Origin of the sequence: Niabella soli DSM 19437, assembly GCF_000243115.2 — a bacterium.
GTDB lineage: Bacteria > Bacteroidota > Bacteroidia > Chitinophagales > Chitinophagaceae > Niabella > Niabella soli.
This window is the reverse complement of record NZ_CP007035.1, coordinates 626390-639951: the sequence shown is the minus strand read 5'-3', so window position 1 is coordinate 639951 and position 13562 is coordinate 626390. Positions and strand designations below refer to the sequence as shown.

General features: G+C 45.7%; 8 protein-coding genes. 1 reads left to right on the top strand and 7 read right to left on the bottom strand.

Translation table 11 applies throughout. From position 1 onward, the window contains the following. Nucleotides 1-110 precede the first annotated feature (110 nt). Nucleotides 111-2045, bottom strand: coding sequence for a menaquinone biosynthesis decarboxylase (locus tag NIASO_RS02640; protein ID WP_008583736.1), 1935 nt, complete (start codon nucleotides 2043-2045; stop codon nucleotides 111-113). Between the two features lie 153 nt (nucleotides 2046-2198). Continuing rightward, on the bottom strand, nucleotides 2199-3227 hold the full coding sequence (locus NIASO_RS02635; protein WP_008583739.1) for a dipeptide epimerase: 1029 nt from the start codon (nucleotides 3225-3227) through the stop codon (nucleotides 2199-2201). 509 nt (nucleotides 3228-3736) lie between these two features. Here NIASO_RS02635 and NIASO_RS02625 point away from each other — a divergent pair. Continuing rightward, nucleotides 3737-4579: a universal stress protein gene (locus tag NIASO_RS02625; RefSeq protein ID WP_008583742.1), complete on the top strand. Its 843-nt coding sequence runs from the start codon at nucleotides 3737-3739 to the stop codon at nucleotides 4577-4579. Nucleotides 4580-4661: 82 nt separating this feature from the next. Here NIASO_RS02625 and NIASO_RS02620 read toward each other — a convergent pair whose 3' ends face one another. From NIASO_RS02620 to NIASO_RS02600, 5 genes are all read right to left on the bottom strand, one after another. After that, entirely contained in the window at nucleotides 4662-5042 is a 381-nt protein-coding gene (locus tag NIASO_RS02620; protein WP_008583744.1) for a response regulator, read from the bottom strand. Between the two features lie 5 nt (nucleotides 5043-5047). After that, nucleotides 5048-6994: a PAS domain-containing sensor histidine kinase gene (locus tag NIASO_RS19565; RefSeq protein WP_008583746.1), complete on the bottom strand. Its 1947-nt coding sequence runs from the start codon at nucleotides 6992-6994 to the stop codon at nucleotides 5048-5050. Nucleotides 6995-7221: 227 nt separating this feature from the next. Beyond that, nucleotides 7222-8778, bottom strand: coding sequence for a DNA recombination protein RmuC (gene rmuC / locus NIASO_RS02610; RefSeq protein ID WP_008583748.1), 1557 nt, complete (start codon nucleotides 8776-8778; stop codon nucleotides 7222-7224). A gap of 124 nt (nucleotides 8779-8902) precedes the next feature. Further along, nucleotides 8903-11383: an alpha-L-arabinofuranosidase C-terminal domain-containing protein gene (locus NIASO_RS02605; RefSeq protein ID WP_008583750.1), complete on the bottom strand. Its 2481-nt coding sequence runs from the start codon at nucleotides 11381-11383 to the stop codon at nucleotides 8903-8905. A gap of 5 nt (nucleotides 11384-11388) precedes the next feature. Continuing rightward, nucleotides 11389-13548: a family 43 glycosylhydrolase gene (locus NIASO_RS02600; protein ID WP_008583751.1), complete on the bottom strand. Its 2160-nt coding sequence runs from the start codon at nucleotides 13546-13548 to the stop codon at nucleotides 11389-11391. Between the last annotated feature and the right edge of the window lie 14 nt (nucleotides 13549-13562).

The following is a 13562-nucleotide window of genomic DNA, read 5'->3' as shown; positions in this document are numbered from 1 at the left end:
TTTCTTTAAGCTTTCGGCATAACTCCGATCCTACGCACAACCCAATCTGCGTTTCAATAACGAAAACGCCTGTTTTCTGTTTTTACCGGGCAGCCGTGATCTGATATCCCTTATTCTACATTGGCCACCGCCTCCTGTCCATACATCTGATCCTTGTATTTCAGGGAAGGCGATGGAATGAATTTGCCTATACCCAGTGCGTTCCATTTTTCATCCACGCTTTTTATAGTGGCGTCATCAGCAACAATGATATTCGGCCAGTCGCGCTGAAAATCATCAAATGCTTTTGTTTTAATCGTACCGTCGAGTCCGAGGCAGAAATATGCTTCTTTGGAGGTGGCGGACAGCAAATGGTCCCTTGCGGGATCCAGGTTGTTGCAAAAACGCCAAAGGGCCAGCGGCAGGTCGTTGGCATTTACAGTATGTTCTACATACAAAATCATTTTTATCCGTTCCATTCCCGGCAACTGAACGATGGCCTCGTGCAACGCTTTTACATGCCCTTTGCGGTTCTTCCGTATGGAAATAATCAGCACGGGGATGCCGTTATTGAATAACCGATCATTCACCTGGTGTACTTCTGTAAACCCTTCCCGGATGGCAGCAACGGGGGTCGTGCCGTCATCCGGCAATTCATACAGATACCCTTCCCTTGTTTCCTCCTCGAACTTCAGGGTACCGTCGATGCACATTTTTCCGCCGAAGCCCAGCTTGCTGCAACTGTGGTCGAGTACATCCATCGGCCCCTGGCTGAAATACACGTCTGTTGCGGGGTTCAGGTTTTTAAACACTTCCCTTGCCGCTGCTTTATAATCTGTTAATGGGACCTTTTTCTCTTCCCGCGTCTGGGAGGTCAGCACCAGTATCTTGTTAAACATCATTTGCCCCGCACCCCACATGGCGTTCATCACTTTTTGTCCCTGGCCGGCATAATCTTTTTGGATCCTCGTATTCACCAGGTTATGGAAAACACCTTCCACCGGCATTTCCATATCTTCGATCTCCGGCACCAGTGTCATTTTTATCGGGGCCAGGAAAATACGTTCCGTTGCCTTACCCAGCCAGGCATCTTCCTGTGGCGGGATGCCCACAATCGTTGCCGGGTAAACCGGATCCTTTTTATGAGTGATGGCAGTAATATGAAATTTAGGATACCAATCGGGCAATGAATAATAACCGGTATGGTCTCCGAAGGGGCCTTCCCAAAGCAGGTCGTCATTCGGATCTACATATCCTTCAATAATAAAATCCGCATCAGCAGGCACTTCAATATCAGGCTGTGTAATACATTTTACCAATTCCACTTTCTTTTTACGGAGGAAACCAGCGAGCATATACTCATCTACATTTTCCGGCAGGGGCGCTGTTGCGGAATAAGCATAGGCCGGATCGCCACCCAATGCCACCGCCACCGGCATTCTTTTATTCAGCTTTTTATACTCATTAAAATGCTTCGCTGATACTTTATGTTTATGCCAGTGCATGGCTGTTAACTGCGGGCCAAATACCTGCATCCGGTACATGCCTACATTACGGATATGCGTGTTGGGATCTTTTGTATTGATGATGGGCAGGGTTACAAAAGGGCCTCCATCCTGCGGCCAGCAGGTGATCACAGGGAGCTTGGTAATATCAGGCGCGTCGGTTATAACCACCTCCTGGCAGGCCCCTCTGCCCTTTTTTACTTTCGGCATCCAGGAAGCAAACGCGCCCAGCTTCGGCAACAATTTCAGCTTATCAATAATGCCGTCTTTAGGAGAAGACAACAATTTAAAAAGTTCCTCAATATCCCGCGCCACATCGTCCAGTTGCTGTACACCCAAGGCCAGGCACATGCGTTTTTCACTGCCATAGGCGTTCATTAATACCGGAAAATCATAGCCCGTATTTTCAAAAAGAATAGCTTTTCCCCCACCGGGCTCTTTACTCATTCTATCCGTAATCTCCGCAATTTCCAGCTTAGGATCCACATAGGTTTTTACCCGCACCAGTTCCCCCGCTGCTTCTATCGCCTGTATAAATTCCTGTTGATTCTTGTAGGCCATCTCTTATTTATCGTTTATCGTTTGTGGTTCAATGCTGAACGCATGATGCTTAATGCCTGTTTCAGGTTTCCGGTTCACAGAGTATTTGCGGGTTTGCACCCTACTTGCAACTTCCTACTTCCTATTCACAATACACCATTCACCATTGCTCCTTCACTTTTTCTCAAACAAACCGGTATACGTAATGCCCAGCCCCGGCTCGTTACTATAAATTAATTTCCCGTAATCAAACCCCAATCCTGTAGCCACATCTTCCGTTTGTAATAAAGGGCCATCCACATCCAGGTGATCAATAAACGGCGCCAGTTGCGCAATAGCGGCGGACCCTACCGTGCTTTCATTCATACAACCTACCATAATTTTCAATCCCAGCTCCCGGGCTTTATCGATCATGCGCAATGCCGGCGTAATGCCGCTGCATTTGGTTAACTTGATATTGATACCATGAAAACAACCGGCACATTTTTCCACATCAGATTCAAATACGCAGGCCTCATCGGCGTACAGGGGCAATGCCGATTCTTTATAAAGCGCCTGCATCCCCTCCCAGTTATCCCTCGCCAGGGGCTGCTCTACATACTCCACTCCTAATTCTTTTAATTGAGGAATAAGCTGCAGGGCCGTTTCCAACTCCCAGCCGGCATTGGCATCTACCCGCAAGGGGGCGTCTGTTGCCCCCCTTAGGGCTTTTACGATCGCAATATCATCCGCCGTACCTACCTTCACTTTATAAATGGGCCAGGGAAACTCATTTAACTTGGCTACCATTTTATCAACGGTATCAATACCGATGGTAAAATCGCCCAGCGGGTTTTTTGTTATATCCCCGTTCCACATTTTGTACAGAGGTTTATTGTTCAGTTTACCCCAGATATCCCAGGCCGCCATATCCAGCGCACATACCAGGAAAGGATTATTGGGCAATAAATGGTGCAAAAAATGCCAGTAACGGTCCGGCTCTGTAAATGCAAATTTTTCCAGCATGGGCCGCTTAGCCTCCAGGTCGCGGATCATCTCTTCCACCGTTATATTATAATACGTTATAGCCGGAGCTTCGCCGTAACCCCTAACACCAAAATGCTCCAGTTCTACAATTAACGTGGGCTGATGCGTTTTGGTACCTTTCGAAATAGTAAAAGGATGTCTGAATTTTAAACGAAACGGGTAATAATTAAACTGCACTCCTTTAAGATTTTGGCAAATGTAAGCCAAAGAGACTGAATGAGAGAACCGCTGTTTTTCCGCCACTGAAACACTGAAAAGTCAGGCAAGATGCCTCATTCGTGCATTCTGTACAACAAAGTCGATTGAACTGATTTTTAGCAATATAGGCACAGCATAAATTAATCGTTTAAGGAAGATGGATAAGAGATTACAAAAAAGTTTTTTTTGGCCCCGCAGATTCACGCATCCCGATAAATCGGGAGCCGACGGCGCGGCGCAGATCATACTTCCTTCTTCTGCGAAAGTCTGCTTCCGATTTATCGGAATGCGGGCAACCTTTGACCCGCTGATCTGCCGGGATCAGTTTGGTTGTACCCTTAAATCATGCTGCAATGCAGAACGATGGAACTGTGTCCGCCTCTGGAGGATTTGTGGCAGCCACCAGATTTATGCTCTTACCGGAGGCAACACTTTATTTTATTATCCATCGGAAATTTTGTAAATTACGGAGGATAAAATGGTGTAATATGAGAAGAGTACTAGTTGTTACTGACTTTTCAGCAATAGCCGATCACGCGGTTGATTATGCCTGTAATCTGGCCAACAAACTGAATATAGAACATCTTTTCCTGCTGAACACTTACGAAAATGTGCCGGTATATGATTCGGGAGAAGCCGGTTCACTGGCATTATCCATGCAGGAAGCAGATGAGCTGGAACAATCCCGCATTGAATCCTTCAAATTGCTGCAACAGCGTATTTCGGTTCAGCTACACGACACCACTTCACTGGTTCCGCTTATTATTAACGATGCCCTGCCCAATGCCGTGAACCAGGTTTGTAAAGAGGAAGGTATTGATATGGTGATCATCGGCGTTAAGCCCCAGGACAACCTGGAAGCGCTTTTCCTGGGAAGCACCATTCAAAAAGCCGTGGACCAGATCAATTATCCTGTATTATTGCTCCCAAAATGTGTATCCATTGCTGTTCCGCAAAATGTTATCCTTGCTGCACCCTTCCGCGAACCGCTGACGCAATCCATTCAAATTAAACTGCATAAATTTTTGCATCGTTTTAATGGCAAGGTAACTGCCATCCATCGCTGCTTAAAAGGAGAGTTGAATGAAAAGGAATCCCGCAACGCCACAGCATTACAAATACAGTTGCAAAATTATAATTGCCAGGTTCATATAATTAAGGAGGTGGAGGATCTGCCCACAGCCATTAATAATTATGCTGATTCCAACACGCCTGCCCTTGTTATCTCCATTCACAAAATGCGGGGGTTCATTGCCGGCCTTTTTCATAAAAGCGTTACCAAGAGCCTGGCATGGCGCTGCAACCTTCCCCTGCTGGTATTGCATATGTAAACGGATGCTGGTTGCGGATTATGGGTTACAGGTTTGACAACCGATGAGCACTTGCCAATGATTGGAATATAAGTCCCTGGCTTTACGATTGACCGATGATGCGCTTCAGTATTTTCTGAGTTACCGGCTTGGGGATATAATTAATAATTTCGGGATACTGACTGGCTCTTTGGATATCTTCATTTGCTATTGAAGAGGTAATGATATAGATTTTCGTAGTGGCCCTGGCAGCCGCCGGCAACCTGCGGAAAGCATCCATAAATGCCCAGCCATCCATCTCGGGCATTTCGATATCAAGCATTATAATATCCGGGAAAGCGCCATCGCCCCCTTCTTCCAACACGTCCATCGCTTCTTTTCCATCGCTGAAAAAACTTATCGAAAGACCATTGCCGATCTCGCTGAACATTCTCTGCACAATCAGCTTATATACAGGATCATCATCTACAACAAACACTTTCATTTGCCTTATTTAAAAAAAATTTTAAAACAGCTTCCTTCTCCTGGTTTACTTTCCACGGTTACGTTTCCTCCCATCGCTTCCACCTGGTTTTTCACAATATACAACCCAATTCCCCTGGATTTTTCATCCACCGAAAAATTTTTAAACAAACTGAACAACCGTTTTCCCTTTTTTTTAAGATCAATACCTATGCCATTGTCCGTAATTGCCAATAGCTTTTCCTTGCCTGTATTATAAAAATCCAGACTAATTTCGGGAACCCGGTCGGGATGACTGAACTTAATAGCATTAGCGATAACGTTTTGAAGGACACTTTCAAGGTAGGCCCGGTTATAACTTACCATCACGGAGGGCGCTACATTATTTATAAACCGAATTTTTTTCAGGGTGATCCGATCGGATAATACATAATAGCAATTGTCGATATAATCACGCAAATTTAACGCTTCCTTTGGTATAGCTACTGATGACTGGATGCCCGCTACCTCGTTTAATCCCTCCATGGTATTATGCAGCAATTTTGCCACTTCCCCCAGCAAACGGATAAGCCCTTCCTTTTCCTCCGCGTCTTTTGTATGGTTAATGAGCTCGCAAAGCGAAAGAATATTACTTGAATGCGAGCGCAGGTTATGGGAAACAATGTATGAAAAATTCAGCAGTCGTTTGTTTTGGTCAGAAAGGACCTTCATCGATTGATTCAGCTCATTCTTGGATTTTTTGAGCATCGTTATATCAATAACAATTCCCAGTATTAGCTGAACCGCTTCACCTTCCTTTATAAAACTGACGTTAACCTGGAGCCATTTCTCTTCGCCACTTTTTGTTTTAATGGGATATTCAAGCGTCCCCGGAATCCCCTTCATGATTTTCCTGCGGAAACGGTCCATCTGTTTCTGATCCGCATAAAAGTCAAAGTTGAATTTATACATTTCCCTGCCGAGAAACTGGTCGCTGGAGTAACCGGTGATGTCCTGCACACTTTTACTGATAAAATTAAGGTTAAGCGTTTCCGGATGAGCCGTCCAAACGATCCCGTCGATCGTATCCACAATGGTCTCCAGCCGCGCCGAAGCCTGTTCCAGCGCTTTTTGAGTCTTCTTACTTTCTGTAATATCAATGCTTGCCAGAATAACCCGTTTATATTTATATTCTCCCGTACCGGGCGTCACATTCCATTTTAACTGCAAATAAATCTTCTCCCCCGTAACCGCAGTTCCCGCCACTTCAAACATATCTGCATCCGCATTGGAACAAATTGCAGCGAGGAAACTCTTCGCCGCCACCACGCTTTCTTCCGTAAAAATGATCTCGGAGGCATGCTTCAGAAAATGAGCTTTATCCGTAACCCGGTATTGTTCCAGCACTACCTGATTCACATCGACAATTTTTACGAGGGACATGCATTGCAGTATCACATCGGGATGTTGTTCCAGGAAGGTTTGGGCTTCGGCCCGTGGAAGTCCGATCAGCTTTAGCGATTCCAGGTAGGTTGCCGCTGCCGAAAAGTCTTCTTCCCATAATCCCACCGGGGAAGATTCAAAAAGATGCCGGAAATGCAGCTCTGATTCTTTCCATTTTTTATTCGAATAGCTTGATTCGGTAATATCCTCTAAAAGGAGCACCGAACACCCCTCACCCTTTGCAGCAACACGGGTTACCTGCACTTTTAAATATAATGCGCCACCGGTGCTTTGTTGAAAGTGATAGTAGCGCAAAAAAAGATCCGCGTTACCTGCAAGCACTTTTTGATACGCCTTATAATCGGCCTCAGGCACTGAATCCGGAAGAATACTGGAAACAGTTTTACCAGACAAAAGAAAATTCTTTTCCTTGTCGGTAATGGCACAAAAAGTCTTGTTCGCCTCAATAAAAAATCCAGTGGCGTTATCAATAACAGCGATCCCGTCGCGGCTATTCTCAACTATAACTTTATATATATCGGCAGCTTTCAAAAAACGATCGATTGTATTGTTATTTAAAGCTATCGGCTCCTAAACAACTCTTTTTCCTTAAGTTTTGATATTTCTGGTCACAATATTAATTAATCCGGTTCAAAAAGCATCTTTTTGAAAGATTACTTTTCATATACTACACTTTTGTGTCGAAAACGAGGGCGAGAACCTTCAGTTTAATCGTTTAAGTATAACCATAAGATAAACTTACTGCTTTTTATCGGTAATCAGGCTTTTAAATCGTCCTCTTCCGGTGCTGCTTTACCGTTTGGGGAAGTGCGGGCGGGTGCTGTATCTGCATCGGGAAGCCCTTCCAGTTCTTTCAGATATTTTTCAGGAAGCTGCCTGTTGGTACGCGCCCCCAGGTTTTTGATCTTTTCAAAGCGGCCCATAATCGTATGCCCTTTTCTCGCTCCGTCCTTCAGGTGATTCATGGCATCACGATGGGCGCGGGAAGCCTGCAGCAGCGCGTCTTCCATACGATCCATTTCATCTACAAAACGGGCAAACTTATCGTAGAGTTCCCCGCACTGACGAAACAGCTCTTCCACGTTTTTCACCTGGAGTTCTTTTTGCCAAAGCAATTTTACAATTTTGAGCGTAGCAACCAACGTCGTTGGCGTTATAAGCACGATCTTTCTCTTTAATGCCTGACTGAACAGATCCGGACTCTGGTTCAATGCCAGCGTGAGCGCTGATTCCACCGGTGTAAACAGAAACACATAGTCGGGTGTATTTAATCCCGCCAATGACTGGTAATTTTTGCTGGCGAGATGTTCGATATGATCTGCAACACTTTTGAGATGTTGTTTTAAAAACTGTTGTTTTTGTTCTGTATCCCCGGCATTGAAATAATTCACATAGGCAGTCAGCGACACTTTGCTGTCTATAACAAGGTGCCGGCCGTTGGGAAGCTTTAAGATAAAATCGGGCCGGCGTACCCGGTCTTCCTCCTGGTCCAGCAACACCTCTTCCCGCGTATAATCGATGTATTTTTGCAGGCCTTCCGCTTCCAGGATCATATTCAGGCGGTCTTCTCCCCAACTCCCCTGCATTTTCACTTCCGCCTTTAAAGCGGTAGCCAGGTTTTTAGCATCATCACTTAATTGAACATTTAACTGCTGTAAAGAATCTATTTCTTTTTTTAACGAGGTAAGGTCCTGGATATCTTCTTTCCTCGTTGCCTCTATTTTTTCTTTAAACTGGTGCAGATCTGTCTTTAAGGGGTCGAGTATCGAAGCTATTTCTTTTTTATTTTCACTAATAAAGACCTGCTTTTTTTGTTCGAGGATTTCGGTGGCCAATGTTTTAAAACGTTCCTGCGAAAACTGGTGCAGTTTGTCCAGCTCCTTATGAAATAATTCCAGCTTTTCATTAAGTGCCGTTTCTTTTGCATTGGCAGCAGTAAGTGCCGTCTGTAGCTGCAAAAGCTCCTGATCCTTTTGCGCTGCTATCGATTTAGGCACTTTTTGTTCCGACTCGCGCGTCAATCGCAGCAGTTCTTCCTGCTGCTGCCGCCCGGCCCATTCTGCGTCTTTTAACCGCTCCTGCAGCTCCTGTATGTTTGTAAGATAATGTCCGGCAAGCTCCCGGTGTACATAGTTCCTTTCAATTTCTTCTTTTGGCAAACGCGCTGCATTTTCCTGTTCCAGCAAACGGATCTGTTCCCTTAGCTGGTCTGTTTCCTGTTTGGGAACAAAGGCCGCCAGCAAATTCCATCTTGCAATAAAATATCCCGCAAGGGCACCAATCGCTCCTCCAATTAAAATATAAATGCCTGTCATAATAATATCCTGTCTTAAATAACATTCAAGTTACTTAGAAAATCTTAATAACAGGCTACGGCCCTGCACCGCTGTTTTTTTCTTAATATTCTCAGCTTCTTTATGGTTTATATTACGTGGGGCATTATCTTTTCCCGCTTATCCGCAGCACCGTAAAAGAATACGGTGAAAGAATTATTTTTTCAATATCTTTTAAAGACAAGCCTTGTGTTCGATCCGGTTTCAGCTCACCGGCGTCCGGCCGGCCTGCCAGTATTATTTTTGTAACCGCGCTGGTAGCAACTTTGAAAGAATCAAGATCAAGCGAAGCTGTAACCCTTACGGGCAGCAGGTTCACGAGCTTTATGACCACATCATTGGTTGCTGAATCTTTGACGATCGACAAGGCAATTCTGTTTTTCACCCTGGGATCATTATCGGAGCAGACGATATTGCCAGGAATGTATTCATCTCCTGCGTTCTGTCCAAAAAGTTGCTGCACATAATAATCCGTGGTGGGCTTTATCTCCGTATTATTGAAATAGATCAGGTCGGGCCGCCATTGCGTATGCCCTTCTTTAGCCAGTAAGGGGGCGTAGGACGACATATGCACCACGTCACCATTGCGTTCCAGGGCCGTAAGATGCACCGCCTCAGCCAAAGCCGTCTCAAGGTTGCTGGGTCTTCCGGGCAAATGTGCAGCATATTCACCCACGTATACTTTCGATTTGGCGCGATCATATTTGTCGTAAAAATCCTGGTTATAAATAAACCAGCCCGGGGGAACATAATAATGCTCATCTACCATCGGCACTTTTAGTTGCGTAGCAAACTTCCAGCCTTCGCTATAATCTGATCCTTCAAAAAAAGGACCTACGGTTCCGATTACCGTGATCTCCGGGTATTTCTTTTTTACCGCGTTATAGATCATCCTGAACCGCTCTTTAAACACCTCAGAGATCAGGTCCTCATTACCAATGCCGATATATTTTAAACTGAAAGGCTCCGGATGCCCTGCAGCGGCCCTCAGTTTGCCCCATTTGGTAGTAGCCGCGCCATTAGCCCATTCCACCAAATCCAGTATTTCCTGAATGTAATCATTCATATCCGACAAGGGAATACCACACTGCTGGCCGCCCAGGGGATGCCCATGCTTTCCTGAATTCTGACAGGGCACGCCTGCAGCTACTACCGGAAGCGGCGCAGCGCCTATATCTTCGCAAAACTGGAAATACTCATAATAACCCAATCCCATACTTTGATGGTAGCCCCAAAGATTGCGTTGCGGTTTGCGGGACTCCAGCGGACCGATCGTATTTTTCCAGTGATAGATATTCCCAATACCGTCGCCATGTGCCACACAACCACCGGGGAAGCGGATAAACCGCGGATGCAGCTCAGCGATCGTTTGCGCCAGATCGGCACGCATACCATTGGTGCGTCCTTTAAATGTTTGCTGTGGAAAAAGCGAGATCATGTCCAGCGCAAGGACCCCATTGATCATTGGAATGATCTCCAGCCGGGCGTTGGAGATCGATTCATTTACTGTTATCACTGCATCCGATTTTTGCCATGAAGTGGTGAGCGCGTTTATAACTGCTGCTCCGTAAACGGTTCCTCTTCCATCCGTAAGTCGCACCGTTATAGTTCCTTTGCCGCCGGTCAGTATCCGTGCAAATAAAGACACCTTATATTTTGCGCCTGCTTTCAACGCAATACCATCAAAACCTCCGTTGATCAGGCTGGCGCCGGGTTTGCTGATGCTGAGTACGGCGTAATGTTTGTTATTTGGATGAATGGGCGCAAGACTGTCTATTGTAAAACCAATACCGTCTCCTGAAGTGCTCCAGGCTTTTTTATTGTTCCAGCCGGCATCTTTCCCCTCTTTATCCGCGGGATCATATTCAAAATCCCTGTTCTGGATCAACTCTGCATACAGCCCGCCGTCCGCCGCATAATTAATGTCCTCGAAGAAGGCACCAAACAGCAGGTTACTGATCTTTTTGGTTTTGGAAAAATCCGGATGCACAGTAATCGCAACCGGTTTTAAGGACGCAAAACGAACCGGATCTTCTCCGGTAGTTTCTGCCCATAGCTGGTTACGGTGTTTTGAGAAGGCTACCTGTTTGATTAACCCGTCAATAAGCGACCAGGGTAGTTTTACCAGGCTGCCGGTTTCAGCCTTTTCTGCGATGGTCACCTGTTGCCATTTACTCCGCTGCACTTTTAACTTCCCCGCACTCACATATACCAACTCCTTTTCATTCACGTAATAAGACTGAGGCTTCCAATGCAGCAGGTCTTCAGACTCCGTATAAGCGATGGCACCGTCTTTATTGTTGAGACTCCATACACAATGCCAGCGATGATCCTTATCAAAAAAAAGTACGGGGTTGATCATGCGTTTTTCGCTTCCCCAGCGGCCATAATCCGATTTTAAAAAGCCGTACTCCTGCCCTATCGCCTGCCAGTGCGCTTTATCCCGGCTCCAGGCGAAATGCAACCCGCTTCTGCCTTCATTTGCTTTTGTTGCATAGGCAAAAAGATACGCAGAGTCAACAGTACCGGCTTTTACATTAAAACAAATAAAAACAACAGCAAGAATAAATAACCCATATTTTCTCATGGCAATTATTTTAATTGAACCGGAGCAATACCCGCATGGGTGGGCGCCACCTTGCGGATGCTCCCATCTGCATTAAACTCCATTTTATCAATACAAACCTCGCGGTTATATCCCGCTGCGCTCCCCATCTTAATTCCATTGGGGTAGGTAAACCGGTGGTACACAATATACCATTCGTCGGTTCCGGGGATCTGTAGTACAGAATTATGCCCCGTTCCGTAAATGCCCAGGACCGGATCTTTTTCGATGACGATATTATTTGCCGGCACCGTTATTTTACCCAGCGGCGTTATTGCAGTGCCATAACGCACCCGGTAGTCCGGACTGCGGGTATCATTTTCACTCCACATAAAATAATAACGCCCCTTCCGGTAAAACACATAGGTTCCTTCACGAAAAGTTTTATCCGGAGTGAGTAGCTTTGTTGTTCCGGGTTTTAGCGAAGTCATGTCATCATTTAGTTCAGCACCGGCCATATAATTATTTCCCCAATACAGATAGCTTTTGCGCGTTTGCGGATCGGTGAACACCGCCGGATCAATTTCCTGTCCGTTCTTTATTCCTTCTGGTTTGGCAGCGATCAGGGGCTTTCCGGAATCCACAAAAGGACCGGCAGGATTGTCGGCCACGGCCACTCCTATTCGCTGCGCCGCGCAGAAATAATAAAAATATTTGCACCGGCCGTTAATTTTCTTTTCGCTGATAGCAGGCGCCCAGGCGTTGCGATTTGCCCATTGCACCTGCCTGGGTAAATCGAGGATCACCCCTTCATCCTTCCATCCCACAAGATCGGGCGATGAAAATACTTTGAAATAGTTTCCCGACCAGTTGTTAAACCCATCGCTGGTGGGATAGATATAAAATCGATTCTTTTTTTTTGAATAAAGAATTTCAGGATCAGCGTAATAACCATTAAGTACCGGGTTATGATCCTGCAATACAGTAGCAGTAAAGGTTTCAGGATTATGACCGTTCACTGTTACGGTATAAGAAACCGGTCCTTTGGAAAAGCCACCTCGCGCCGGCACAATAGTAACGCCGGGAAATTTAATGAACTGCGGATCGAAATTTCTTAACGGTGTGCCCGGCAGCACCGGCAGGTATAGTTTTCTTGCGGCAGTATCCAAAACAATATTGTTCTTTTTTATTAGGGCAGATTGAGCCGATGTCATAACCGATTCCGGGGTGTACCATTGGCGCACCAGGCGCGCTGCTTCTTCCCGGGTAACTGGCATCACGGTTCCGTGGCGCGGATGAAAATTCATCGAAACGGCATTATCTACTACTTTAAAATTTCTAAGATCCGTTGTTTTGGTAAACTGATAGCGGCCTTTGGTATACACATCATACATTAAAATATAGCCGCTTCCATCGTTCAGGGCAAAAGTGCCCGCCCCTTCCACCGGGTCTTTGGTTTGCTGTACATACGCGTCGCGCAACTGGTATCCTCCCGTGAGTTTATCTGAAACGGCAATTTTTATTCCGTTGCCATTTCCCTCTGTTTTGAAGAAAAGATAATATTGGCCATTTTTGAAAACAATATCTCCGTCTATGCAGGGAGTACCACCCGGATTAAAAAAAAGTTGTTTCGGTTCGGTTTCCAGCCCGGTAAAATCTTTATTGGCATAGGCATAGTATATTACATCCGGATCGTTACCCGCGCGCATGGACCAATAGATCATATATTTTTTTGTGGTGGGATCATAAATCGTTTGCGGCGCCCATACCCGGTTCACATTCCTAAATTGTTTAAATCGCCCGGGGATATTTACAATGGCTGACGTCCAGTGGATGAGGTCCTTTGACTGCAGTAATACCATTGCCCGGTTCGAGTTCCAACCGTTGGCCGATACCATATCTGTGGCTACCATATAAAAGGTCTTACCTTCCGCCCCACGCAGGATATGCGGATCCCGAACCCCGCCGGTGGAACTGATCTGCTCGGAAGCAATAACGGGTTCATTATTATTTAATGCCCGGAAGTGGTAGCCGTCATTGCTTAACGCAAACCGGATGGCTTCTTCTTTTTTTTGATTCCCGGTAAAATATACAAACAGGTAGGCGCTGTATTTTGAAACAATACCGGCCGTCTTTCCGGCTTGTGCATGGAGCCTACCGGCACTATTGACCGTCAATCCTGCAAGTAAAAGCAATAGCCACTTCATCAAATACGATTTAG